At 63.8% G+C, this 25,844-nt stretch carries 21 protein-coding genes; 17 read left to right on the plus strand and 4 right to left on the minus strand.

What is annotated here, in order from left to right:
- Positions 1–125: 125 nt before the first annotated feature.
- Positions 126–2,048, minus strand: coding sequence for a sigma-54-dependent Fis family transcriptional regulator (locus AC07UC_RS18240; protein ID WP_494906952.1), 1,923 nt, complete (start codon positions 2,046–2,048; stop codon positions 126–128).
- Positions 2,049–2,404: 356 nt separating this feature from the next.
- Between AC07UC_RS18240 and AC07UC_RS18245 the strand changes: the two genes are divergently transcribed.
- Together AC07UC_RS18245 and ilvN are read left to right on the plus strand one after the other, a co-directional pair.
- Entirely contained in the window at positions 2,405–4,186 is a 1,782-nt protein-coding gene (locus AC07UC_RS18245) for an acetolactate synthase 3 large subunit (protein ID WP_494906953.1), read from the plus strand.
- A gap of 78 nt (positions 4,187–4,264) precedes the next feature.
- On the plus strand, positions 4,265–4,840 hold the full coding sequence (ilvN, locus tag AC07UC_RS18250) for an acetolactate synthase small subunit (protein ID WP_096447268.1): 576 nt from the start codon (positions 4,265–4,267) through the stop codon (positions 4,838–4,840).
- 22 nt (positions 4,841–4,862) lie between these two features.
- Here ilvN and AC07UC_RS18255 read toward each other — a convergent pair whose 3' ends face one another.
- Complete coding sequence (locus AC07UC_RS18255; RefSeq protein WP_244735097.1) at positions 4,863–5,258, minus strand: metalloregulator ArsR/SmtB family transcription factor; 396 nt, start codon at positions 5,256–5,258, stop codon at positions 4,863–4,865.
- Positions 5,259–5,444: 186 nt separating this feature from the next.
- Between AC07UC_RS18255 and AC07UC_RS18260 the strand changes: the two genes are divergently transcribed.
- The 9 genes from AC07UC_RS18260 (at position 5,445) to AC07UC_RS18300 (ending at position 15,760) form a co-directional block, all read left to right on the plus strand.
- On the plus strand, positions 5,445–6,404 hold the full coding sequence (locus tag AC07UC_RS18260) for an acyl-CoA desaturase (protein ID WP_494906954.1): 960 nt from the start codon (positions 5,445–5,447) through the stop codon (positions 6,402–6,404).
- A gap of 124 nt (positions 6,405–6,528) precedes the next feature.
- Complete coding sequence (locus AC07UC_RS18265; RefSeq protein WP_140775880.1) at positions 6,529–7,125, plus strand: LysE family translocator; 597 nt, start codon at positions 6,529–6,531, stop codon at positions 7,123–7,125.
- 215 nt (positions 7,126–7,340) lie between these two features.
- Positions 7,341–8,606 (plus strand): efflux RND transporter periplasmic adaptor subunit, encoded by a 1,266-nt coding sequence (locus tag AC07UC_RS18270; protein ID WP_494908959.1) that lies wholly within the window; start codon positions 7,341–7,343, stop codon positions 8,604–8,606.
- A complete protein-coding gene (locus AC07UC_RS18275; protein ID WP_494906955.1) occupies positions 8,603–11,764 on the plus strand; it encodes an efflux RND transporter permease subunit in 3,162 nt (1,053 codons plus the stop codon). Before AC07UC_RS18270 ends, AC07UC_RS18275 begins: the two co-directional genes overlap by 4 nt.
- A 79-nt stretch (positions 11,765–11,843) precedes the next feature.
- Complete coding sequence (nthA, locus tag AC07UC_RS18280) at positions 11,844–12,449, plus strand: nitrile hydratase subunit alpha (protein WP_202321661.1); 606 nt, start codon at positions 11,844–11,846, stop codon at positions 12,447–12,449.
- Entirely contained in the window at positions 12,446–13,105 is a 660-nt protein-coding gene (gene nthB / locus AC07UC_RS18285; protein WP_494906956.1) for a nitrile hydratase subunit beta, read from the plus strand. The genes nthA and nthB overlap by 4 nt, the downstream gene beginning before the upstream one ends.
- Entirely contained in the window at positions 13,092–13,457 is a 366-nt protein-coding gene (locus tag AC07UC_RS18290; protein ID WP_494906957.1) for a nitrile hydratase accessory protein, read from the plus strand. The genes nthB and AC07UC_RS18290 overlap by 14 nt, the downstream gene beginning before the upstream one ends.
- Before the next feature lie 92 nt (positions 13,458–13,549).
- A complete protein-coding gene (locus AC07UC_RS18295) occupies positions 13,550–14,479 on the plus strand; it encodes an EamA family transporter (RefSeq protein ID WP_494906958.1) in 930 nt (309 codons plus the stop codon).
- Between the two features lie 153 nt (positions 14,480–14,632).
- On the plus strand, positions 14,633–15,760 hold the full coding sequence (locus tag AC07UC_RS18300) for an ATP-dependent DNA helicase (RefSeq protein WP_140775885.1): 1,128 nt from the start codon (positions 14,633–14,635) through the stop codon (positions 15,758–15,760).
- Here the strand turns inward: AC07UC_RS18300 and AC07UC_RS18305 are convergent, their stop codons facing one another.
- Entirely contained in the window at positions 15,761–16,180 is a 420-nt protein-coding gene (locus AC07UC_RS18305; RefSeq protein ID WP_494906959.1) for a SpoIIAA family protein, read from the minus strand. It lies immediately after the preceding gene.
- Positions 16,181–16,340: 160 nt separating this feature from the next.
- Here AC07UC_RS18305 and AC07UC_RS18310 point away from each other — a divergent pair, with 160 nt between their 5' ends.
- From AC07UC_RS18310 to AC07UC_RS18320, 3 genes are all read left to right on the plus strand, one after another.
- Positions 16,341–17,084 carry a pyridoxine 5'-phosphate synthase gene (locus tag AC07UC_RS18310; protein ID WP_494906960.1) on the plus strand — a complete coding sequence of 248 codons (744 nt, stop codon included), beginning with the start codon at positions 16,341–16,343 and terminating at the stop codon, positions 17,082–17,084.
- A gap of 100 nt (positions 17,085–17,184) precedes the next feature.
- Positions 17,185–19,104 carry a potassium transporter Kup gene (locus AC07UC_RS18315; protein WP_140775888.1) on the plus strand — a complete coding sequence of 640 codons (1,920 nt, stop codon included), beginning with the start codon at positions 17,185–17,187 and terminating at the stop codon, positions 19,102–19,104.
- Positions 19,105–19,144: 40 nt separating this feature from the next.
- The gene (locus AC07UC_RS18320) at positions 19,145–20,185 is read left to right on the plus strand and encodes an SDR family oxidoreductase (protein ID WP_494906961.1); all 1,041 of its coding nucleotides are present in this window, start codon (positions 19,145–19,147) and stop codon (positions 20,183–20,185) included.
- Positions 20,186–20,219: 34 nt separating this feature from the next.
- On the opposite strand, the gene AC07UC_RS18325 is transcribed toward AC07UC_RS18320, so the two are convergent.
- Complete coding sequence (locus AC07UC_RS18325; protein ID WP_494906962.1) at positions 20,220–21,110, minus strand: SDR family oxidoreductase; 891 nt, start codon at positions 21,108–21,110, stop codon at positions 20,220–20,222.
- A gap of 134 nt (positions 21,111–21,244) precedes the next feature.
- Here AC07UC_RS18325 and AC07UC_RS18330 point away from each other — a divergent pair, with 134 nt between their 5' ends.
- The 3 genes from AC07UC_RS18330 to AC07UC_RS18340 all read left to right on the plus strand — a co-directional run bounded on the left by AC07UC_RS18330 (position 21,245) and on the right by AC07UC_RS18340 (position 25,840).
- Positions 21,245–21,655 (plus strand): winged helix-turn-helix transcriptional regulator, encoded by a 411-nt coding sequence (locus AC07UC_RS18330; protein WP_494906963.1) that lies wholly within the window; start codon positions 21,245–21,247, stop codon positions 21,653–21,655.
- Between the two features lie 53 nt (positions 21,656–21,708).
- On the plus strand, positions 21,709–22,995 hold the full coding sequence (locus AC07UC_RS18335; protein ID WP_494906964.1) for an FAD-dependent oxidoreductase: 1,287 nt from the start codon (positions 21,709–21,711) through the stop codon (positions 22,993–22,995).
- A 64-nt stretch (positions 22,996–23,059) separates the two neighbouring features.
- On the plus strand, positions 23,060–25,840 hold the full coding sequence (locus tag AC07UC_RS18340) for a CHAT domain-containing protein (RefSeq protein WP_494906965.1): 2,781 nt from the start codon (positions 23,060–23,062) through the stop codon (positions 25,838–25,840).
- Positions 25,841–25,844 lie beyond the last annotated feature (4 nt).

Below are 25,844 nucleotides of genomic sequence, written 5' to 3' on the forward strand. Positions count from 1 at the left end.
CAGCATGCCAACCATACCGCTGAATCGGAAACCGTAATAAAATCAGCATCATGTAGCGGTTTCTGCTGTTATGGGCTGTTGCGGCGGTGTTGCGCGCGCCATGGCGCGCCACAGCGGACGCAACACTAATTGGGCGCGTCCAGCCGCAGCCGCTTCATGCGGCGATGCACCGTCGTGCGGTCGACACCCAGACGCCGCGCGGCCTCGGAGATGTTCCAGCCCGCGGCCACGAGAGCATCCAGCAGTGCCGCACGCTCGTCCTCGGGCGACGGAGCACGCAGGGCAACCAGCCTGGCGGGCGAAGCAAGCGGCGTCAGGTATGGCAATGCGAAATCGGGCAGGTCGGCGGGCTCGATCATCCCGCCCTCGCAAAGCGTCACCGCCAGGTCGATGGCGTTTGCGAGTTCGCGGATGTTGCCGGGCCAGCGGTGACGGATCAGCGCCAGGCGCGCCGCGGGCGAGAGCTTGGCTGTCCGGCCGGCAAGGTGGGCGCGCTGATCCACCAGCCGGTCCAGCAGCCATTCGAAATCGGTGCGTTCGCGCAGCGCCGGCAAGGTCAGCGAGGCCGCGTTCAGCCGGTAGAACAGATCCTCGCGGAAACGTCCCTCTTGGACCAGCGTGCGCAGATCATGGTGCGAGGCCGAAATGATCTTGATGTCAACCTGTCGCGGCTCGATGCCGCCGACCGGGACCAGTTCGCGCTCGGCGATCACGCGCAGCAGCCGCGATTGCAGGGGGTAGGGCATGTCGCCGATCTCGTCGAGGAACAGCGTGCCGCCGTTCGCAGCCTCGATCAGTCCCTTGCGCCCCTTGGCGGCGGCTCCGGTAAAAGCACCGGCGACATGGCCAAAAAGTTCGCTCTCGATCAGATGCTCGGGAATGGCCGCACAGTTGATGGCGACAAACGGGCCGGGCCGCTGCGCGCAATCGTGGATCGCGCGGGCGAGATACTCCTTGCCGGAGCCGGTCTCGCCATGGATCAGGATGGGAATGGTCGTGCGCGCCAGCTTGGCGGCACGCAGTTGCGTGGCGGCCATCGCCGGATCGCCGCCGGAAAGGTCGCCGATCGGCTTCGGCACCGCCTCGACCGGCGCGCGGCGTCCGGTTGTCGGCTGTGGTTCGATGGCGTGCGCGAACAGCGCGCTGCCGCTGCGACCGAACACCAGCCGCTCCTCGGTCGGGCGGCCGCGTGTCAGGCTCGGCAAATCGTCTACGCTGACATCGAGATAGCGCGAGATCGACTGGCCAATGGGGGAGGGCGAGTGCCGCCAGTCGACGCCTCCGGCCTGTGCCAGAAGCAGCGCTCCGCCGCGCGTCGTGCCGAGGATGCGGCCGGAGGCATCGAGGGCGATGGCTGCCTCGGGGTCGACGTCGAGGAATTCCGGCGAACGGGAAAAACGCAGCACCCATTCGGAGTGCATCTGGGCCATCAGATTGGCGAGCTCGATGCGCCGCGCGGAAGCCGTCACCAGGTGCAGCGCCAGATTCTGGCTGATCTTCGGTTGCGGGGAGCGCAGCAGGGAAATGTCGAGCACAGCGGCGAGTTCGCCATTGGTGTCGAAGATCGGCGCGGCGGTGCAGGAGAGCGGCGTGTGGGTCGTGTCAAAATGATCGGTCTGGTGGATCGTCATCGCCTCGCCGGTGACGATGCAGGAGCCGACACCGCAGGTTCCGGTGCGGCTTTCCGACCATTCGGACCCGAGATAAAGCCCTGCCGTGCGCAACTGGTCCATGAACAGGGGATCACCGAGGAAGTCGACGGTGACGCCCTTGGCGTTTGCCAGCAGCAGCACATAGTTCTGGCCCGCCACCTGCTTGAAGAGGGTTTCCAGGCCGCTGCGGGCGATCGCGATCAGCCGCTCGGACTGTTCGCGATGTTCGCGCAACTGGGTATCGGGGACGATATAGGCTTCCGTCGGCCGGGCCGGGTCGAGCCGGTGGGTGTCGACACAGCGTAGCCAGGACTTGACCACGACATCGTCGCGGGCCGATGTCCTGCCGGACAGGACCTGCTCTATCTCCCGGATATGCTCCCTTTCGCCAGCCACGCGTCCTCCTCCCAAGGCAACGTTCTAGCCTGGCATAGTGGTGCGACGGCCGCATGGGCTCAACTGTACTATGGTAGCGCGTGGCTTTATCGCAGTATCGCGAGACGGGGCCGATCTCACAGGCGAGTGAATTCGCATTATCCCCCATTGACGAGCCCGCGACTCCGCCTTTATGGTTCGCCACCATGAAAAAGGCACTCATTCTCGTAGGAAGGCGCGTGGGCAAGGCGGTGTAACCGCCGGGCGAAATCCTCCCATGCGCAACACACAGGCTCCCTCGGGGGCCTTTTTTATTGCCTGAAACACGACTAAACGACCAGCAATCGCCAGATGGCGAACAGTACGGGACCAGACCGATGAACAATGGACAGAACGGGCGACGTGAAATGACGGGCGCCGAAATGGTGGTGCAGGCGCTGAAGGACAATGGCGTCAAGCACGTCTTCGGCTATCCCGGCGGCGCGGTCCTTCCGATCTATGACGAGATTTTCCAGCAGGACGAGGTCGAGCACATTCTGGTGCGGCATGAACAAGGCGCGGGCCATGCAGCCGAGGGCTATGCGCGCTCGACCGGCAAGGCCGGCGTCATGCTGGTGACCTCCGGCCCCGGTGCCACCAATGCGGTGACGCCGCTGCAGGACGCGCTGATGGATTCGATCCCGCTGGTCTGCCTGACCGGGCAGGTGCCGACCTCGCTCATCGGTTCCGATGCGTTCCAGGAGTGCGATACGGTCGGCATCACGCGGCCCTGCACCAAGCACAACTGGCTGGTGAAGGACGTCAACGAACTCGCGGCGACCATCCACGAGGCCTTCCATGTCGCGACGACCGGCCGCCCCGGTCCGGTGGTGGTCGACATCCCGAAGGACGTCCAGTTCGCCAAGGGGTTCTACGTCCCGCCGCAGATCGCGCCGCGCACCAGCTACCAGCCCAAGGTCCAGGGTGATCTGGAGAAGGTGAAGGCCGCGGTCGACCTGATGGCCGGCGCCAAAAGGCCGATCATTTATAGCGGCGGCGGCGTGATCAATTCCGGCCCGGAAGCGAGCCATCTGCTGCGCGAACTGGTCGACCTCACCGGTTTCCCGATCACCTCGACGCTGATGGGGCTCGGCGCCTATCCGGCATCGGGCAAGAACTGGTTGGGCATGCTCGGCATGCACGGCACCTACGAAGCCAACATGGCCATGCATGATTGCGACGTGATGATCTGCATCGGCGCGCGCTTCGACGACCGTATCACCGGCCGGCTCAACGCGTTCTCGCCGAATTCACGCAAGATCCACATCGACATCGATCCGTCGTCGATCAACAAGAACGTGCATACCGAAGTGCCGATCATCGGTGACGTCGGCCGGGTGCTGGAGGATATGGTGCGGTTGTGGCGGGCAACCGCCAAGGCCGACAAGAAGGCGCTCTATCCCTGGTGGGAGCAGATCGCCAAATGGCGCGCGCGCGATTCACTGGCGTTCAAGATGAACAACGACGTGATCATGCCGCAATACGCCATCCAGCGGCTCTACGAACTGACCAAGGACATGGACACCTACATCACCACCGAGGTCGGCCAGCACCAGATGTGGGCGGCGCAGCACTATCACTTCGACAAGCCGAACCGCTGGATGACGTCAGGCGGGCTGGGCACGATGGGTTACGGCCTGCCGGCCGCGCTCGGCGTGCAGATCGCGCATCCCGACGCGCTGGTCGTCGACATTGCCGGCGACGCTTCGGTGCAGATGACGATGCAGGAGATGAGTGCGGCCGTGCAGCACGACGCGCCGATCAAGATCTTCATCCTCAATAACCAGTACATGGGCATGGTGCGCCAGTGGCAGCAGCTGCTGCATGGCAACCGGCTGTCGCATTCCTACACCGAGGCGATGCCGGACTTCGTCAAGCTGGCCGAGGCCTATGGCGGCCACGGTATTCGCTGCGAGAAGCCGGACGAGCTGGACGATGCCATCAAGGAGATGATCTCGGTCAGGAAGCCGGTGCTGTTCGACTGCCGCGTGGCGACGCTTGCCAATTGCTTCCCGATGATCCCGTCAGGCAAGGCGCACAACGAGATGCTGTTGCCGGACGAGGCCACCGACGAGGCAGTGGCGAATGCCATCGACGCCAAGGGCCGGGAACTGGTGTAATCGACAAGCCAAGGCAGGGCTTGTCGAAAGAAGCCGTGCGCAAACAAATAATCAGATCAAGAATTTGAGATCCATGTCATGAACGCACAGCACCTTCAACCGACCGGCTCCGCCTACTTCATCGCCAAGGAAACGGAGCGGCCGGAGATCCATACGCTTTCCGTGCTGGTCGACAACGAGCCTGGCGTGCTCGCCCGGGTCATCGGCCTGTTTTCCGGGCGCGGCTACAACATCGAGAGCCTGACCGTCTCCGAGACCGAACATGAGAAGCACCTGTCGCGCATCACCATCGTGACGCGCGGCACGCCGCATGTGATGGAGCAGATCAAGAACCAGCTCGAGCGCATCGTGCCGGTACACCGTGTGGTCGATCTGACTGTGCGCTCGCACGAGCTTGGGCAGGAGCGGCCGCTGGAGCGGGAACTGGCGCTGGTCAAGGTGGCCGGCACCGGTGACGCCCGCGTCGAGGCGCTGCGGTTGGCGGACGCCTTCCGCGCCAGCGTCATCGACGCCAACACCGAGCATTTCATCTTCGAGATCACCGGCAAGGGCTCGAAGCTCGATCAGTTCATCGCCATCATGAAGCCGCTGGGCCTGGTCGAGATCTGCCGCACCGGCGTGGCGGCGATGAACCGTGGTCCGCAAGGCATGTAAGGCCTGCCACGTCGGCGTCGGATCAGTCCTGGGGTTTTGCCGGCGGGACCTCGTTTTTGCCGCTGGCCAAGGCCTTGCTTTCCCTTTTTAGTGGGCGTGACACGGGGCAGACATCCTGAACGAAGCCGTTCAGGGTGTTTACCAGGTTGTTCTCGACCAGCGAGTAGTGGATGAACTGTCCCTGCCGCTCCCTCGCGATGAGGCCCGCCGTCTCCAGAATGTTCAGGTGCTGCGAGATCGACGGCTTCGACATGTCGAAGCGCGCCGCGATCTCGCCCGCGGTCAGCGAGGAATGGGCGAGATAGGCGAGGATCCTGCGCCGGGGAGCCGAAGAGAGCGCCTCGAACACGCGCTGGATCGCGCCGCTGGCTCCGATGCCGGCTTCAACCTCCGATGCCTGTTCAGTTTTCTCGACCATTGCTCGCACCTCGCAATCACAGGCGCCATGGCGACGCTTGTCGGCATTTTTCCGGCTATCATTTAGACTATTGCCTAAATGCCTAATCCGGCATAATAGATGATTAGCTTACTGCCTAAATACGGCGCGAGGCACCAAAAGGCAAGGCATGGTTCGGAAAATGTTCATGCGAGGGAGGGGTTCCCGATGAAGACCATATCGACGGGCAGAATGATTTCTCGACAAGACAGCGACGCGCGCGACGGCAGGGTTGTCTGGATGCCGGCCAAGTCGATCTGGGTCGGCACGATGACTGTCGTCGCCATCGTGTTCGGACCGCTCACCTTCAGCTGGAGCGCTCTTGCGCTGTTCGTGGTGACGACAGCGGTGACGATCTGCGCCGGGCATTCTGTCGGCATGCATCGCCTGCTCATCCACCGCTCGTTTAAGGTCCATATCTGGATCGAACACGCGCTGGTCTATCTCGGCGTGCTGGTCGGTATGGCCGGCCCGTTCGGCATGATCCATGCTCACGATATCCGCGACTGGGCGCAGCGCCAGACGGCCTGCCACGACCTGCATGCCCACCGCCGGCCTTTCTTCACCGACGCCTTCTGGCAGATGCATTGCGCGGTCGCCTTGCGCAATCCGCCTGACTTCGTCATCGAGCCGTCGATCAGGAATGACCGGTTCTACAAATTCCTCGAGCGCACCTGGATGCTGCAGCAACTGCCATGGGCCATTGCCTTCCTGCTGCTTGGCGGCTGGAGCTGGGTGGTCTGGGGCATCGCGGTGCGTGTTTCCGCGTCCCTCACCGGACATTGGCTGGTCGGACATTTCGCGCATCGGAGCGGCGACCAGGGATGGTGTGTCGACGACGTGGCGGTGCAGGGCTACAATCTGCCGCGTTTCGGCTTAGTGACGTTCGGGGAGAGTTTTCACGGCAATCATCACGCATTTCCCGAATCCGCCAGGCTTGGTCTTGAACGGGGGCAGATCGACCTCGGCTGGGCCTTCATCCGGATCCTTGCCGGCCTTGGTCTCGCGCACAGCGTGAAGCTTCCGGAAAATACTCCAAGACGGAAGGGGTTGCGCCGCCTGCGCGGCGGGCAGCAGGCCATGCCTGCCGTCGGCAACCGGTTGCCGGCGCCGTCTCACGGCGGATGACGGCATCCTGGGTTCGGCGGGCTGAAGTCACGATCGATATGGCTGGCGGCTGCTGGACCAAAGGATTGCGGTTGCGTCTGACATGTCCGCTATCTATGTCAGCATTACTGACCTTGTGGACCCGATGTCACTCGACGCATTCCTCGCACTGCTCGTCTATGCCTTCGTGACCTCGATCACGCCGGGGCCGAACAACCTCATGCTCTTGGCCTCCGGTGTCAATTTCGGCATCACCAGGACGATACCGCACATGCTGGGCATCAGCATCGGCTTTCTCGTCCTGTTGCTGGCCGTCGGTTTCGGGCTTGGCGCGGTGCTGACGGCGTTTCCGGCGCTGCACAATGTCCTCAAGATCGCCGGCGCCGCCTATCTGCTCTACCTCGCATGGAAGATCGCCATGTCGCGCTCGCTGAGCGGCAAGGGTGAGGCGGAAGCGCGGCCGATGCGCTTCATCGATGCGGCGGCATTCCAGTGGGTCAATCCCAAGGCCTGGGTGATGGCGATCACCGCCATGGCTGTCTACACGAACCCCGATCACCCCTTCGTCTCGGTAGCGCTGATCTCGATCGCCTTCGCCGTCGTCAACTTGCCCAGCGTCTCGGTGTGGGCGGGATTCGGCACGGCGTTGCGTGGATTCCTGTCCGATCCGGCACGGCTGAAATGGTTCAACATCGCCATGGGCGTGCTGCTGGCGGCGACGCTGTGGCCAATGCTGAAATAGGGTTCCCGACGGTTCGACTGGCCTCGGCCCCCGTGGCGGCGACAGGCTGCACACGCATTGTGCAGTGCACATTAAATCTTCGTAATGCCGTGTTTTGGCCCTTTTCCGACAAACGCCTGTCCTATCTATTCGGCTAAATCGCGGCAATCAGTCGTGAATGAGCTATAATACGACCACCTGGCAGCGGCGTGTCGGACGGAGAGGGTACTTTGACGATACGTGGAAAAGCCGTTCTTTCATTGCTTGCCGTCGCCTGTGCGGGCGCGGCCTGGCTCTATCTGTCTCCCGATACGCTGAGCAAGGTTGAGCAACTGGTCGGCGTAAAGCCGGTCGCAGTTGCGGGCAAATCGGCAACCGACACGCCAGCGGCAGGGGACAAGCAGGCGTCAGGCGGCGGTGGCGCCCGTTCGGCCTCGATCGTTTCGGCAACGGCGACGACGGCCGACTTCCCAATCCGGCGCTATGCCATCGGCTTCGTCTCCTCTCCGGCCGTGGTCAACATCAACGCGCGGGTCTCCAGCCAGATCGTGTCGATCGACGTCAAGGACGGGCAGATGGTGAAGGCGGGCGACACGCTGTTCTCGCTCGATGACCGCGCGCTGAAGGCGCAGCTCGCCAAGGACCAGGCGCAGCTGGCCAAGGACCAGGCGATGCTCGCCAGCTCGAGTTCCGATCTTCAGCGCGCCAAGGATCTTGTCGCCAAGCAGGCCGGTACCCAGCAGACCTATGATCAGGCTGTTGCCGCGCAGAAGGCGGCGGCCGCCACCGTGGATGCCGACAAGGCGACGATCGATGCCGACAACGTCCAGCTTGGCTTTGCCACGATCACGGCGCCGATCGCGGGTCGACTTGGCGCCGTCAACGTGTCGGTCGGCGATCTCGTCACGGTCAGCAATGGCAACAGCAGTACGGCAACGCCGCTGGTGACGATCACCCAGATGGACCCGTTGCAGGTCAACTTCAATCTGCCGGAAAGCAACCTTGCGCTGTTGCACAAGGCGCTTGCCAATCCGCAGCAAGGGGCGGTGACGTTGATCAAGGACGGCGATCCGACGCCGATCGGCAAGGGCACGCTCGATTTCGTCGATTCCAGTGTCGATACCGCGTCGGGCACGATCGCCACGCGGGCGACCATACCGAATGCCGATCTGTCGCTGTGGCCCGGCCAGTATGTGAATGTCGTCCTTGACGCCGGGATCATGCCTCAGATGACCTCCGTTCCGACCGTCGCGGTCCAGCCCAGCCAGAAGGGGCCGTTCGTCTATGTGGTCAAGCCGGACAGCACCGTCGAGATGCGGCCGGTGCAGGTGGCCCTGACCGAAGGCCAGGACAGCGCCATCAGCCAGGGGCTGAAAGCAGGCGAGAAAGTGGTCACTGAAGGCCAGACGAGGCTGAAGAATGGTGCCGCGGTGCATGAGGGCGCCTCGACGGCCGCGCCCAAGGTGGCCGAGGCGACCAACGCCGGCGAGGCGGCCCGATGATCTCCGAATTCTGCATCCGCAGGCCGGTCGCCACCCTTCTGATGTCGTTCGCCCTCGTGCTGGGCGGGCTGTTTGCCTACAAGTTCCTGCCCGTGGCCGCACTGCCCAGCGCCGAATTCCCAGTGGTCAACGTTTCGGCTTCACTGCCGGGCGCCTCGCCGGAAACCATGGCGACATCGGTGGCGACGCCGCTGATCAAGCAGTTCGCCACCATTGCCGGCATCGATTCGATCTCGACCACGAATTCGCTCGGCCAGACTTCGATCGCCATCCAGTTCGTGCTCAACCGGGATATCGATGCAGCGGCGGCGGACGTGCAGGCGGCGATCGCGCGCACGCAGAAATCACTGCCGCCGCAGATGACGGCGCCGCCGAGCTATCGCAAGGTCAATCCCGCCGACGCGCCGATCCTCTTGATGTCGCTGGTCAGCGACACGGTTCCATTGACCGACCTCGATGCCTTCGCCGAGAACGTGATCTCGCCATCGCTGTCGACCATCGACGGGGTGGCGCAGGTCTCGATCTTCGGTCAGCAGAAATATGCGGTGCGCATCCAGATCGATCCGACAGCGCTTGCCGCGCGCGGCATCTCGATCGACCAGCTGCAGGCGGCGGTCGCGTCGGCCAACAGCAACACGCCGCTCGGCGTGCTGCAGAACAACAAGCAGCAGCTGACCATCACCGCCAACACGCAGCTCACCGACGCCGCCGGCTTCTCCAACCTCATCATCGCCACCAAGAACGGCCACCCGGTGCGGCTGGGCGAGGTGACCCGTGTCGTCGATTCGGTGCAGACCACGACGACGGCGAGCTGGTACGATGGTACCCGCGCGATCATCATGGCCGTGCAGCGCCAGCCCGATGCCAACACCGTCGATGTCGTCGACAAGGTCAAGGCTATGTTGCCGTCCTTCCAGGACCAGATGCCGGCCGCCGCGCAGATCAAGCTGCTCAACGACCGTTCGACGTCGATCCGCCAGGCCGTCGACGACGTCCAGTTCACGCTGTTGTTGACCATCGCGCTGGTGGTCATGGTTATCTTCGTGTTCCTGCGCCGGGTGACGGCGACCATCATCCCGGCCGTTGCGGTGCCGATCTCGCTGATCGCCACGCTTGGCGCGATGTTCCTGTTCGGATTCTCCATCGACAACATATCGCTGATGGGCCTGACGCTTGCCGTGGGCCTCGTCGTCGACGATGCCATCGTGATGCTGGAAAACATCTTCCGGCACATGGAGGAAGATGGGTTGTCGGCCTTCGATGCCTCGCTCAAGGGCGCGCGCGAAATCGGCTTCACCATCATCTCGATCTCGATCTCGCTGGTGGCGGTGTTCATCCCCGTGCTCCTGATGGGCGGCGTGATCGGGCGCATCTTCAACGAGTTCGCCGTCGTGGTGACGGTCGCCATCCTGGCGTCGATGTTCGTGTCGCTGACACTGACGCCGATGCTGTGCTCGCGGTTGCTCTCGGTAACCAAAGCCGATCGCGACAAGCATGGCGCCGGCCATAAGCGGGACATCGTCACACGCGGCTATGACCGGGTTCTGACATTCTGCCTGCGACACACCTTCCTGGTGTTTCTCGTCTTCGTGGGCACCGCCGCGGCGTCGGTGTGGCTGATCCAGATCTCGCCCAAGGGCTTCTTCCCGCAGGAGGATATCGGCCAGATATCGGTGACGACCATCGCGCGCCAGGACATCTCGTTTGACGCCATGGCCAAGCTGCAGGGCCAGGTGGCCAGCGTCTTCTCGCATTCGCCCTATGTCGATCACGTGGCGTGGTCGGCGGGCAGCGGCAACAATGCGCTCAACCAGGGGCAGCTCTTCGTCCAGCTCAAGGGCAAGGACCAGCGTCCCAATATCGAGAAGGTGCTTTCGGATCTGCGCAAGCAACTGGCCGGCGTGGCGGGCATCGAGACCTACATGCAGCCGGTGCAGAATCTGAGGCTGGGGTCGCGCTCGTCGGCCAGCGCCTACCAGCTCGTGGTTCAGGGCCTCGATACCGGCCTGACCGATACGTGGGCGCAGAAGCTGAACGACGCGATGGCGGCCGACCATGCGACGTTCACCGACGTCACCAGCGACCTGCAGAACAATGCGCTGCAGGCGTCGCTGGTCATCGATCGCGACAAGGCCGCCCAGCTCGGCATCGACACCGACACGCTGCGCACCGCGCTCTATGGCGGCTTCGGCACCGACCAGGTTTCTACGATCTTCGGTTCGGCCGACAGCTACGAGGTCATCACCGAGCTCGATCCCAAGATCGAATGGTCGCCCGAGCGGATGCTTGCCATCCAGATGAGGACGGCGAGCGGCTCCCTGGTTCCGCTCGGCGCCTTCGCCCGGGTCGACCGCACGGCTGGCGCCCTGACCGTCAACCAGCTCGGCCAGCTTCCCGCCGTGACCATCTCCTACAATTTGCCGCAAGGCGTGGCGCTGGGTGACAGCGTGACCCGCATCAACGCGCTCAAAGAGCAGATCGGCATGCCGACGGAGATCTCGACCACCTTTGCCGGCACCGCCAAGACCTTCCAGGATTCACTGGCCAACCAGGGGCTTCTGGTCGGCGGCGCGATCCTGACCATCTATATCGTGCTCGGCATTCTCTATGAGAGCTTCATTCATCCGCTCACGATCCTCACCGGCCTGCCGTCGGCGGTGCTCGGAGCGTTGGTTGCCTTGCGCTTCGCAGGCATGGATCTGTCCGTCATCGCGGTGATCGGTATCCTGATGCTGATCGGCATCGTCAAGAAGAACGGCATCATGATGGTCGACGTCGCGCTTGAATTGCGACGAGAGGGCATGTCGGCCAAGGAGTCCATCCACAAGGCCTGCCTGATGCGTTTCAGGCCGATCATGATGACGACGCTGGCGGCGCTGATGGGCACGTTCCCGATCGCGCTCGGTACCGGCGCCAGCGCCGAGCTGCGCCAGCCGCTGGGCGTTGCCGTTGTCGGCGGCCTCTTGGCTTCGCAGGCGCTGACCCTGTTCGTGACGCCGGTGATCTACGTCTACATGGAGAATTTCTCCGGCTGGCTGGTCGGGCTCATGCCGAAGCGCAAGGCTGAACTGAAGATGGTTGAAAATGGCGACCAGCCTTCATTGTTCGGCACCAATGACGACATCCAGACCGAGCCGCAGAAGACAGCGGCCGAATAGCAGCCTCAGGCGGCCTGGATAAAAGCTTGCCCAAGCCGTGGCGCTTGCTGCCGGCGGATCGGACCCGTAGTTTGTGGCCATGTCCCATGATCATGACCATGACAATGAACTCGACCCGTTTGCGGCGCGCGTGCGGGCGCTGGAAACCATCCTGACCCGCAAGGGGCTGATCGATCCGGCCGCGATCGACGTCATCGTCGATACCTACGAGACCAAGATCGGTCCCCGCAACGGCGCAAGGGTCGTGGCCAAGGCATGGAACGATCCCGCCTATGCCGACTGGCTGAAGCGTGACGCGACGGCGGCGATCGAATCGCTGAGCTATACCGGCCGCCAGGGCGAGCACATGCAGGCGGTGTTCAACACCAGCGACACCCACAACCTCGTCGTCTGCACGCTGTGCTCCTGCTATCCATGGTCGGTACTCGGCCTGCCGCCGGTCTGGTACAAGGCGCCGCCCTACCGGTCGCGCGCGGTGATCGATCCGCGCGGCGTGCTGGAGGAATTCGGGCTGACGCTGCCGGCCGCAACAAAGGTACGCGTCTGGGATTCGACGGCGGAGCTGCGCTATCTCGTGGTGCCGATGCGGCCGGACGGTACCGAGGGCTGGAGCGAGGAGCAGTTGGCCGACCTGGTGAGCCGCGATGCCATGATCGGCACCGCCCTGGCGAAAGAGCCGGCATGAACGGGCCCCAGGATCTTGGCGGACAGATGGGCTTCGGCCCGGTAGCGCCCGAAAAGGACGAGCCCTATTTCCACGCGGCCTGGGAGAGGCGGGCGCTCGGCGTGACGCTTTGCGCCGGCGCCATGGGAGCCTGGAATATCGATGAGAGCCGGCATGCGCGGGAATCGCTGCATCCGGCCGATTATTATTCCTCCAGCTACTACCAGATCTGGATCAAGGCGCTGGAGACCCTGCTCAAGCGCCATGGCTTCGTCAGCGAGCGCGATCTCGCGGCGGGCGAGGCGATCGATGCGGCGGCGACCCCGAAGCGGGTGCTGAAGGCCGAAAACGTGCCGGCGGTGCTGGCCAAGGGCGGTCCCTGCGACCGGCCCGTTGCCTCGCCGGCGCGGTTCAAGGCCGGCCAGCACGTGCGGACGAAGAATTTCAATCCCACCGGTCACACGCGGCTGCCGCGCTATGCGCGCGGCAAGCTTGGCAGGATCGAGGCGGTGCGCGACGGCTTCGTCTTTCCCGACACCAACGCGCATGGGCAAGGCGAGAATCCGCAATGGGTCTATACGGTGGTTTTCGACGGAACGGAGATCTGGGGCGAGGGCGCCGATCCGACGCTTGTTGTCTCGATCGACGTCTGGGAGAGCTATCTTGAGCCGGCCTGACGGGATCGCCGCCGATTTGCCCGTTGGCCTCGACGCGCCTGTTTTCGCCGAGCCCTGGCAGGCCGAGGCGTTCGCCATGACGGTGACGCTGCACGACAAGGGCCTGTTCTCGTGGAGCGAATGGGCGGATGCCCTGTCGGCGGAAGTGAAGAAACCGGGTGCGGCAGCCGACGGCCATGACTATTACGAGCATTGGCTGGCGGCGCTGGAAGGGCTGCTGGCGTTGAAGGGACTGGCCGCCAGGCCCGATGTCGATGCGATGGCGCAGGCCTGGGAACGCGCCGCGCACGCCACGCCCCACGGCAGGCCGATCCTGCTCGAGAACGACCCGGAGTTCCGATCCGCGACGTGAGCGGATGTCCAGGACCGCCCCAAATCCTCGCGTTCGCCTGAGCGATGGCAACCATCCGCCTCGAAAGCCGCCCTCTACCCAAGAGAGAATGAATGTACCTGTCGGAAATTCTCTCGATCGGCGCGGCCCTGTGCATCGCCACAAGCGGCATGTTGGCCGGTGAGCTGGTCGGCCGCATCGATGCCCTGACCCTGACCCGGCTGCAAACGCTCGCGGTGACCGTTGCCACCGCCATCACGGCAACGGTGCTGGGCGGCTGGAGCGGCCTTGTTCCGTGGCAGGTAGCCTATCTTGCTGCGTCCGGCGTGTTCGGGATATTCGTTGCCTCATCCGCCTATATCTCGTCGATATTCGCGCTCGGGCCGCGTCTGGCACTGCTGGTCTTCTCTTTGACCTCGCCCTTTGCCCTGATCATGGGCTACGTCTTCCTGGACGAGACGGTCGGTCCGGTGAAACTGACCGGCGTGGCGCTGGTCATAGCGGGCATCGTGCTCGCCATCCTGTTCGGTCGCCCCGCCAAGGTTCAGCCGGAGGGCATCTTCCCGACACTGCCCATCGAAACGCCCGTGCTGCCCGAAAAACAGATGACCTTGCCGGTCGGTCTCGTCTTTGGGCTGATTGCGGCACTGGGGCAGGCCGCCGGCGCGCTGGTCGCGCGTCCCGTCATGGCATCGGGCGTCAACCCGTTCACGGCGATGGCGATCCGGACCGGCGTGTCGGCCGCCCTGTTCCTGTTGCTGCTGGTGGTTCCGCTGCCTGGCGCTGCGAAGCGCTCCCAGCCGTCGGCGCGAACACTCGGCATCGGCATTGGCGGTGCGCTGATCGGCACGGGCATGGGCATGTCGCTCATCATGGCCGCACTGGCCGGCGGCAAGGTCGGTATCGTCTCGACATTGTCGTCACTGTCGCCGGTGCTGGTGTTGCCGATGATGTGGCTGCGCAGCGGCTACAGGCCGCCGGCGCCGGCCTGGGCGGGGGCGGTGCTCGCCTTCGCCGGCACAGCCTTGATTGCGCTCGGCTGACAGCAACGATGAGCCGGGCACCTGCTTTTTGTTCTCTTTACGTTCTCGTGCGCGCCTGATAGCCTCAGCCGTCGGAGGCGCGCGGTGCGTCATTGACGGCAGTCGATTGGCGGCTGTCTTGTGTTTCGCTTGCGAATCCGGTCTGTCGCACTGATGGAATTTTCACCCCAACAGGACGAGGCGCTGCAGGCGGTTGCCCGCTGGCTGCAAGCCGGCAAGCCGCAGCTGTTCCGGCTGTTCGGCTATGCCGGCACCGGCAAGACCACGCTGGCACGCTATTTTGCCGAACATGTAGACGGCCAGGTGCAGTTCGCCGCCTTCACCGGCAAGGCGGCCCAGGTGCTGCGCTCCAAGGGGGCGGTCAACGCCCGTACCATCCATTCGCTGATCTACAGGCCCAAGGGCGAGGAATCGGTCGAGGACGAGGTCACCGGCAAGACCTCGATGTCGCCGACCTTCTCGCTCAACCGGCAGAGCCCGATCTCGCGTGCGAAACTGGTCGTCATTGACGAATGCTCGATGGTCGACGAGCAGCTCGGCCGCGACCTCATGAGTTTCGGCACGCCGATCCTGGTTCTGGGCGACCCCGGCCAGTTGCCGCCGATTTCGGGCGGCGGCTTCTTCACCGATCACGAGCCCGATTTCCTGCTCACCGAAATCCACCGGCAGGCGCGAGACAATCCGATCCTGCGCCTGGCGCTCGATGTGCGCGAGGGCCGCGAATTCATGCGCGGCGACTATGGCACGGCGCAGGTGATCGGCAAGGAGGATGTCAACCAGGAACTGGTGCTGAGGGCCGACCAGGTGCTGGTCGGCACCAACCGCACGCGCCGCCGCTACAACCAGCGCCTGCGCGAACTCAAAGGCTTCAATGCCGACTATCCGCAGGCCGGCGACAAGCTCGTGTGCCTGCGCAACGATCCCGCCAAGGGGCTGCTCAATGGCTCGCTGTGGAAGGTGATGACCTCGTCGCGCGAGACGGTGAAGCCCGGCATCAACCTGCTGGTTTCGCCCGAAGAGGACGATCCGGACCGCGGCGTCGCCAAGATCAAGCTGCTCAAGGCGGCGTTCGAGGATCCCGACGCCGATATCCCGTGGCAGCAGAAGAAGCGCTTCGACGATTTCGACTATGGCTATGCGCTGACCGTGCACAAGGCGCAGGGTTCGCAATGGAACGAGATCGTGCTGTTCGACGAGAGCTGGGCCTTCAAGGAAACCCGGCAGCGCTGGCTCTATACCGCGATCACCCGGGCCGCCGAGCGGCTGACCATCGTCAGGTAGCTACGACGACGGCTTTTCCCGCACGCCGACGTGCCGGGCGTCGAGCCATTCCCAGGCCTCGGCTTCGTCCTCGGCCTTGAAATGCCTGAATTCGATGGGTGACGACGCGGGCAGGGCGTGCCGTGCGTCCGGCGTCCAGTCCGGTGCGCCGATCGCCGCGCAGCGGCCAATATGCTCCAGTGCATGGACGGCGCCCAGCTTGAGGGTCTCGTCGGAGATGTCGGCCCAGTCGACGCCGTCGTGATCGACCATGCGCACGGCCACGTCGATTCGCTGATGGAGCGCGTAGGCCGCTTCCAGCAGGCCGAACAGGTTTTCCGCATCGGCCGCCGAGACATGCCCGACCACATCGATTGCGAACAGGTCGTCGCGACTGGTGTCGATACGACGGATCGCCGGCACGGATTGCAGGAAATTCACGGCGGGCCTCCTTTTACGGAACAGAGTTGGTCTTCTGGAACACTGGAAAGCCCTATCTGTTCCCGTCAAAGACGTTATAGATGCCCGGTCTCAAGCGCGCCGAGGCTGAACGGATGGCTGTGGCGCGCCGTTAACCCGCCTGTTTCACGGACACCAGCCCATGCCCGCAAAGCTTTCCGTCAACCTCAACGCCATCGCCATGCTGCGCAACCGGCGCGATTTGCCGTGGCCCAGCGTGATCGGCATCGGCCGGCTCGCCCTTGCCGCCGGAGCGCATGGGCTGACCGTCCATCCGCGTCCCGACGAGCGTCACACGCGGCATTCCGACCTGCCGGAGATCCGGGCGCTGATCGATGACGAGTTCCCGCGGGCCGAATTCAACATCGAGGGCTATCCGAGCGAGGATTTCCTGGCGCTTGTGGAAAAGCATCAGCCCGAACAGGTGACGCTGGTTCCCGATGATCCGGCACAGGCAACCTCCGACCATGGCTGGAACTTCGCCGCCGATGCGGCGTTCCTGACACCAATCGTCAAACGCCTGAAGAAGGGTGGTTTCAGGGTGTCTCTGTTCTCCGACGCCGATCCCGCCAGCATTGCGGCCGCGCGCGATACCGGTGCCGACCGGATCGAGCTCTATACCGGCCCTTATGGCAGCTACCATTCCGATTCCGCAAAGGCGGCCAACGAGCTGGAAAGATTGGGGAAAACAGCCGATGCGGCATCTGCCGCCGGTCTCCAGGTCAATGCCGGGCACGATCTGACGGTGGGCAATCTGCCCGCTCTGGCGAAGCGCATTCCGGAATTGGCCGAAGTGTCAATCGGACATGGGTTGACAGCCGACGCGTTGGAGTATGGCATGGCCGGCACGGTGGGTCGATTTCTCAGGGCTTGTGGGTGGAAATGATGGCAGCCTCGCGCACCAGGCATGGCAGCCATAATTTGACGGTACTTGATATTGCATCGCAGCAAGCGTAGAGCACCGCGCGCTTATCGGAGTGTCGTCCATGGCCCTTGCCAATACTGGTAGTGAGGCAGAACCCGTCGAACAATCGAGCCATCCGGAGATCGAGCAGCATAGCACCAAGGTGCTGATGCTGGGCGCGCTTGGCGTTGTCTATGGCGATATCGGCACCAGCCCCATCTACGCCTTTCGCGAGGCCCTGGTGGCGTCTTCGGGCGGTCAAGTCGCGGAGCGTGGCGATATCCTTGGCGTGCTGTCGCTGATCATCTGGTCGCTGACCATCATCGTCACAATCAAGTACATCATGTTCGTGCTGCGCGCCGACAACCGCGGCGAGGGCGGCGTGCTGTCGCTGATGGCGCTGGCGCGCGGCAGTTTCCCCAAGCGCTCGGCGGTCATCCTGGGCATCGGCATCGTCGGTGCCTCGCTGTTCTTCGGCGACGCCGTCATCACGCCGGCGATTTCGGTGCTGTCGGCGGTCGAGGGCATGAATGTCGTCACGCCCACCTTCCAGCCTTATGTCGTGCCGCTAACGCTGGTCATCCTGGCGATCCTGTTTTCCGTGCAGCGCTTCGGCACAGGCGGCGTGGCGCTCATCTTTGGCCCGATCACCGCCGTATGGTTCCTGGCCATCGGCCTGTCCGGCCTCAAGCATATCATCGCCGATCCGGAGATCCTGTGGGCGGTCAGTCCGCACTATATCGTCGCTTTCCTGATCCATTCGCCCGACGTTGCCTTCGTAACCATCGGCGCCATCTTCCTCGCCGTCACCGGCGCCGAGGCGCTCTATGCCGATCTCGGCCATTTCGGCCGCAAGCCGATCGTGCTCGCCTGGCTGTCGATCGTGTTTCCCTGCCTGCTGCTCAACTATGCCGGGCAGGGTGCCTTCGTGCTGGCCAAGAATGGCGTCGTGGGCCATCCGTTCTTCGAGATGAACGAAGGCTGGACGCTGATCCCGATGGTGGTGCTGGCGACAGCGGCGACGGTCATCGCCAGCCAGGCGGTGATTTCAGGTGCCTTCTCGCTGACCAGGCAGGCGGTGCAGCTAAACATGCTGCCGCGGCTGGAAATCCTGCATACGTCGGAAAAACAGTCCGGCCAGATCTACATGCCCCGCGTCAACCTGTTGCTGGCGCTGGTGGTGATGATGCTGGTGGTCGGGTTCGGCGAGTCCAGCAAGCTGGCTTCGGCCTACGGCATCTCGGTGACCGGCAACATGCTGGTGACGACGGTGCTGCTCTACGTCGTGATGACCCGCATCTGGAAATGGCGGTTGTGGGTGGCCGTCGCGATGACCGCACTGTTTGCGTTCATCGACATCGGCTTCTTCGCGTCCAACATCGTCAAGGTGTTCGAGGGCGGCTGGGCCTCGCTGGCGGTGGCCTTCACCATTGTCACTGCCATGTGGACCTGGGTGCGCGGCAGCCGCTACCTGTTCGACAAGACCCGCCGTAACGAGATCCCGCTCGATTTCCTCGCCGGCAATCTGTTGAAGAAGAAACCGCAGCTGGTGTCGGGCACCGCGGTGTTCCTGACCAGCGATCCGCTCAGCGCGCCGACAGCGCTTATGCACAGCCTGAAGCACTACAAGGTGCTGCATGAGCAGAACGTCATCCTTTCGGTGGTGACGGCGCCGCAGCCGGTGGTGCCCGACAGCGATCGGGTCAAGATGGAGACGGTCAACGAACTGTTCATGCGGGTAACGCTGACCTTCGGCTACATGGAACAGCCCAATATTCCGCGCGCGCTGGCGATCTGCCGCAAGCAGGGCTGGAAGTTCGACATCATGACGACGTCCTTCTTCCTGTCGCGCCGGTCGCTCAAGGCCTCGCCCAACTCCGGCATGCCGGTGTGGCAGGATCGGCTGTTCATCGGCCTGGCGCGCACGGCCGCCGACGCGACCGAATATTTCCAGATCCCGACCGGACGCGTGGTAGAAATCGGTACGCAGGTGGCGATCTGACGAAGCTGATCGCCTCGACCTAACCTGGTGGAGGGCGGGCATGAGCGGCGAATTGGTGCTTGTCACCGGCGGATCGGGTTTCCTCGGCGCCCACTGTATCCTTGAACTCCTGAAGGCCGGCTACCGCGTACGCACCACGGTGCGCTCCGCCAAGCGGGAAGCCGATGTGCTGGCCATGCTCAAGGCCGGCGGCATCGAGCCAAGTGACAGGCTGTCCTTCGCCATCGCCGACCTCACGAGCGACGCGGGCTGGCTGCAAGCCGTCGCCGGTTGCGACTACGTGCTCCATGTCGCCTCGCCATTTCCGCCTGGCGTGCCCAAGCATGAGGATGATCTGATCATCCCGGCTCGCGAGGGGGCGCTGCGGGTGCTGCGGGCGGCGCGGGACGCTGGTGTCAAACGCGTCGTGCTGACCTCGTCCTTCGCGGCCATCGGCTATGGCAAGATGCCGCCGGACGGCCGGCCATTCACCGAGGAAAGCTGGACCGATCCGACGGCCAAGGTCAGCGCCTATGTGAAGTCGAAGACGCTTGCCGAGCGGGCGGCCTGGGATTTCATCGCCGCCGAGGGCGGCAGGCTGGAGTTGGCGGTCGTCAATCCGGTCGGCATCTTCGGACCGGTTCTCGGCTCCGACCATTCGACCTCCACCGAATTTGTCCAGCGGATGATGAACGGCGCCATGCCGGGGCTGCCGCGTCTGTCCTTCGGCGTCGTCGACGCACGCGACGTGGCCGACCTGCATGTGCGTGCCATGACCAATCCAGCCGCCAAAGGCGAGCGCTTCCTCGCGGTATCAGGCGACTTCATGACAGTGCGGGAAATCGCGCAGACCGTGAAGGCGCGGCTCGGCGACGCGGCGTCGCGCGTCTCGACGAGGCAGCTTCCCGATTGGCTGGTGCGGATCGTCGGATTGTTCAACGCCGAAGCCGCGCAACTGGTGACGGAACTGGGCAAGGTCAAGAATGCCACCAACGCCAAGGCGGTGCGTGTGCTCGGCTGGGCGCCGCGCCCGCGCGAAGACGCGCTGGCTGCCACCGGTGAGAGCCTGGTCCGGCTCGGCCTGCTCAAGACATCGAAGTAGCGCGGCGGGAGGGTGACCTCCCACCGCTCTGGTTTCAACCAGCCAGCGCGGCTTTGTTGGCTTCCAGGAACTGCTTCAGCGATACCGACTTTCGACCGGAAAGCGTCTCGACCGAATCCGTCACCATGCCAAGGCCGCCGGCGCGCGTGGCGGCGTCGAAGGACACCAGAAGCTTGGCGATCGGCTCGGGAAGCCCAGCGGCCTTCATGCCCTCAGTCAGTGCTTCATCGGAGAGCTGGACGACCTGGATCGGCTTGCCGGTGGCTTCAGTGACAAGCGCGGCGACTTCGGCTGTCGTATAGGCCTTGGGGCCGGTCAGCGTGTAGGTCTTGCTCTCAACGGTTTGCGAGGCCAGCCCCGCGGCTATGGCCGCGGCGAGATCGTCGCGCGCTCCATAGGAAATGGCGCCGTCGCCCGCGGACGTATACCATTGGCCCGACGCCAGAATCTGCGGCACCGCCATAAAGAGGTTCTCGTCGTACCAGCCATTGCGGAAGACCGTGTAGGGGATGCCGCTCGCCTTGATCGCCTGCTCGGTATCGTAGTGGTCAGGCGCGAAGAGGACCGGCGAGCCCGGCTCGGTGTTGGGCAAGGAGGTGTAGAGCAGATGCTTGACACCTGCCTTTCTGGCAGCGGCGACCGCCGCCAGTTGCTGCTCGCGACGCTTTCCCTGGATCGCCAACTCGTTGGTCGAGATGATGAGCGCCCGGTCGGCGCCTTCGAAGGTCTTTGGCAGCGACGTCGTGTCATCGAAGTCGGCCTGGCGGATGGTGATCCCGCGCGCTGCAAGGTCCGCAAGGTTGGCGGGCGTGCGCGTGGTGGCGATGATCCGGCCCGCCGGTATCTTGAATGTGTCCAGCAGGTGGTTGATGACGCTGCGGCCGAGCTGGCCGGAAGCGCCGGTGACGAGAAGGGTTGCGGTCATGGGGGATCCTGACATTGCGCCGAAAGGCGGTTTGGTTGGTGGTCTCAAAAAGAGACCAGCACTAAAATAGGAATTGACCTGGTGCCGTAAAGAAGGCAGTTTTTGGGGAGGTAGGCACAGGCAGGGAACCAGCCGTGGACAGCAAGATCATCAATCTGAAATCCAAACTCGACATCTACAAAGCCATGACCGACGGCGGCAATCTCGCCGATTGCCCGGTCCGCGACGTCATCCAGGGGCTTAGCGGCAAGTGGAGTTCGCTGTTGATGGCGGCGCTGGCCGAGCAGCCTTATCGCTTCGGCGAGTTGCGGCGGCTGGTTCCCGACATCTCGCAGCGCATGCTGACCCAGACGCTCTACGATCTACAGCGCGACGGCTATGTGCATCGCGAAGTGTTCCCGACCAAGCCGCCGAGCGTCGAATATAGCCTCACCGATCTCGGGCGCTCGATGTTTGACGCATTGCAGCATTTGTTGCAGTGGGCCGAATTCAACCATGACGCGGTGCGCGCGGCACGGGCCGGCTTCGACGCAACACAGGTTTGAACAGGCAGACAGAACCAGGCGCCGCGACTTGATTTCACACAGCGGCTGAAGGATTGTCCCGGCCAGTTCGGCTTGGGGGCATCGGCATTTCCTACGACATCGCAATTGCAGGCGCCGGTCCGGCGGGGCTGGCCATGGCGCTTTATCTCAAGCGGGCCGGGCACAGGGTCACCATGTTCGAGCGCTTCGAGGAGCCGAAGCCGGTCGGCTCCGGACTGATCCTGCAGCCGACCGGGTTGACGGTTCTTGCCGATCTCGGCCTGCTCGACGACATATTGGCGCTAGGCGCCCGCATCGACCGGCTGCATGGCGCCGATGCGTCGACCGGCCGCACCGTGCTCGACGTCCGCTATGATGCCCAGCGCGGCCGCCGTTTTGGCCTGGCGGTGCACCGGGCGGCGTTGTTCGGCGTGCTCTTTCGCGCCGCCCGGCGCGAGGCGATCGCCATCGAGACCGGCGTCGAGATCGAGACCATGGAGGCTGGCGAACGGGCGACGCTCATCCGTGGCAACGGGCGAAGGGTAGGGCCATTCGATCTGGTCGTCGACGCCAGCGGTTCGCGCTCGAAACTGCGGCAGCATGCCGGCAATGCAGGCGCGCCACGGCCACTCACCTATGGCGCGTTCTGGGCATCGCTCGGCTGGCGCGGCGAAGGCTTTGACGAGCACGCGCTCTTGCAGCGCTACGACAAGGCCAGCGTGATGATCGGCGTGCTGCCGATCGGCCGGCCGGAGCCCGGTGCCGAAAAAATGGCGGCCTTCTTCTGGAGCCTGAAGCCTGATGATGCCGACGCGGTGCGCACTGCCGGCCTCGACGCCTGGAAGGAGAGGCTGGTGCGGCTGTGGCCGCAGAGCGAAGCGTTCACCCGCCAGATCGACAGTTTCGACCAGTTGTCACTGGCCCGCTACGGCCATCACACGATGAAGCTGCCGGTAGGCCGGCGGTTGGCCGTCATCGGGGACGCCGCGCATTCGACCAGCCCGCAACTCGGACAAGGAGCCAACATGGCGCTGCTCGACGCCGCGGCGCTCAGCCATGCGCTGGCACGCACGCAGAGCGTCGAGGCAGCACTTGAAGCCTATGCCAGGGCGCGGCGCTGGCACGTGCGTGTCTTTCAGGCGCTGTCGCTGGCGTTCACGCCATTCTACCAATCCGATTCCGTGGCGCTGCCCTTCATCCGCGACAGGCTGGTGGCGACCATCGCAAAGATCCCGCCGGCACCGCAGCTTCTGGCCTCGATGGTCGCCGGCACGGTGATCGATCCGTTCAGGCGGGCAGGGCTGAGGGAAGCGCGATGGGATTTCGGGCAAAATCCAGGTCATGGTACGACTGCATCATAGAGTTTTCGCCAGGCCGATCCGCGTGAACACAGGGATGTCCATAGCCAGAGGACCGAGAGGCCTGATGCGCGTTGCGGCCTCGATGCTGGCGATGTTGATCGTCGCGCTGCCTATGCCGAAGGCATACGCCCAGACGACAAGCCAGTCCGGCCAACAGCAACCATCGGACAGCCAGGCCGCGCTGAGCGCCCGCATCGACGCCGCCTATGGGCTGATGATGGACGCGGGACGCTTCGACGAAGGCTATGCGCAATTGCGGGCAGCGCTGCTCTCCGCCGCCAGAAGCGACCTCTACGAATTCACCGTGGAGAGTTACTCGAACGCAGGCGCGACATTCCTCAACAACCAGATCCTCGACGACGCCGAGGAGATTTTTGCCGAGGGCCTGAAGACGAGGGCGATGCAGCAGGATGTCGCCAAACGCGCCGACTTTTATCTCAACTACGCAATGCTGAAGCAGGCGGAGAAGGATTATCAGGGCTTCGTGTCGATGTGCGCGACAGCCACCAATTTATACGCCCACTATCACGGCAAGGAGTCGCAGGAACTCCTGTATGCCAACGATGTGTTGGCGACCGGGGTCGCGGCGTTCGGTCAAATCGCGTCAGCCATCAATATCGAGCAGCGCAATCTGAAGTTGGCCGAGCAGGTAACCGGCACCGATGACCGTTTCATCTGGAAGCTGCGGAACAATCTGGCCGACATGCTGCGCCTGATGGGAGCTCCGACACGCGCCTTGCAATATGATCTGGCCGTGCTGGAGAAGCGGATCGGCTACTACGGCCCGGACCACTTCAACGTTTTGGTCAGCGCCAACAACACCGCGCAGGACTATCTGGACCTTGGCAAATACGACGAGGCCTTGCGCCACTTCCAGCAGGACCGGGACATTGCCGTCGTTCTCAAGCAGGAAGGCAATCTGGTCGAACAGGCCGATGCCTGGATGCTCTATACCAGGGTGCTCTCTGGTGCGCAGCCGCTCGATCAGCCAACGCTGGCACAACTGCGGCAATTGACCACCGACCCGAATTATCCCGAGATACTGGCAATCAAGATCGCTAACCTGCTGGCCGCGCATTTTGCCGCCGTGGGCGACACCGAAGGCAGTATGGCCCAACTCGAACGGGCCTATAGCGTTGCCGGATCGACTTACGGGGTGGTGCATCCACTGACATTTGCGGCGCGCCAGGCGATGGCCAATCTCAAGGCAAGGAGGAATCCTGCCGCGGCGGCCGCCGATTTCGCTGCTCTCGACGATGACATGCTGCGTTGGAACTGGTTCCAGGTGAGCACATCAGGCAATCCCGTCGTTGCGGAGGCCAGCCGCGCCCTGGCCGACGACATGCTCTACGACTATGCGCGCCTTGCAAAGGACAATGCGTCGGTGGTGCCGGCGTTTGCTGAAGCCGTGCGCCGCTGGCCGACGCTTGAAAATGAAAAACGCGACCTGTTGCGCAGGCTATCCCGCTTGATCGATTCGAATGATCTGGAGACACGGCACTTGATCGACGCCGGGATCCAACTGTCCCTGGCCTATCAGGAGGCGGCTTCCAGCGGTGACAGTTCCGATGATCCGGGAGCGGTGCAGCCCGATCAGGTTGAGGCGGCGTACCAAAAGGCCATCGCCAAGGTCATGGCCAAGTACAGTTTCAGCCAGGGCTTAGTGGACAAACCCCTCCCGTCGGCCGGCACCTTGCTGAAGCCCAATCAGGCGCTGATCGACTACTTCATCACCCGCAAGTGGCGGGCGGATCGGGAGAGCGCCGAACCGCTGGAGGACGAGCGCCTCTATGCGATCGTCACACGCAAGGACCAGCAGCCACGCCTCTACGATCTCGGCGATCCGCGCCGGCTCATCCCGGCCGCTCGCGAAACACGCATGGCAAACCTGAGGTCGACGCGTTCCGCGCAGGAGCGCGGTGCCGTGACGTTGGTCGACCTGAACGCCACATTCACCGGGCTTTATGCCGGTCTGATCGCACCGCTGGAGCCGTCGCTCAATGGCGCCGACACGCTCTTCGTGGTGCCGGACGGCAAATTGTTTTCGGTGCCGTTCCCCCTGCTGCAGGACGGCAAGGGCGCGACGCTTGATGACCGTTTCGCCGTGCGCATGCTGACGCGGCCGGAATCGCTGCTGAACGCCAGCGTCGACCAGAGTCTTCCCAAGTCCGGCAGAGCCCTGTTGGCCGGCGGGTTGGACTATGCCCGAGGTCCGGAAAAGGGGGCGGAGCCGTTGCCGGGCACAGCCAAGGAGGTCGACGAGATCGCCTCGATCCTGCGCGCCGATGACTATTCGGTCCAAATGCTGACCGGAACGGCCGCCAGCGAGCGGACGCTACGCGAGGATATGGAGCGGGCGACGGTCGCGCATCTGGCCACCCACGGCGCTTACCGCGACGAAAAAGAGGGCGGCGTGGGCGGCGTGAACGCCCTTTGGCAGAGCCAGGTCGTGCTGTCGCAAGCCGGAGACCGGCAGTCGATGAAACGTGACGATGACGATGGCCGGCTCTACGGCATGGAACTGACGAGCTGGGATCTGTCGGGGCTCGACCTGCTTGTCCTGTCCGCCTGTGAGACGGCGCGTGGCCAGGAGACATTCGTCGGTGGCTTGCGCGGCCTGCCGACGGCAATCAACATTGCCGGCGCCAAACGTTCGCTGCTGACGTTGTGGCCGGTGGACGACGCCGGTACCGCCGCCTTCATGGTCGGGTTCTACCATTATCTCGCCGCCGGGCAGACCTATCCGCAAGCGCTGCGCCAGACCCGCCGCGATGCCCGCGGCGGCAAGATATCAGGTGCCCAGGATCCGCGGGTCTGGGCCGCCTTTGTCATGTTCGAGAACTGAGGCC

Source organism: Mesorhizobium sp. GW821-FHT04C10 (genome assembly GCF_059420305.1).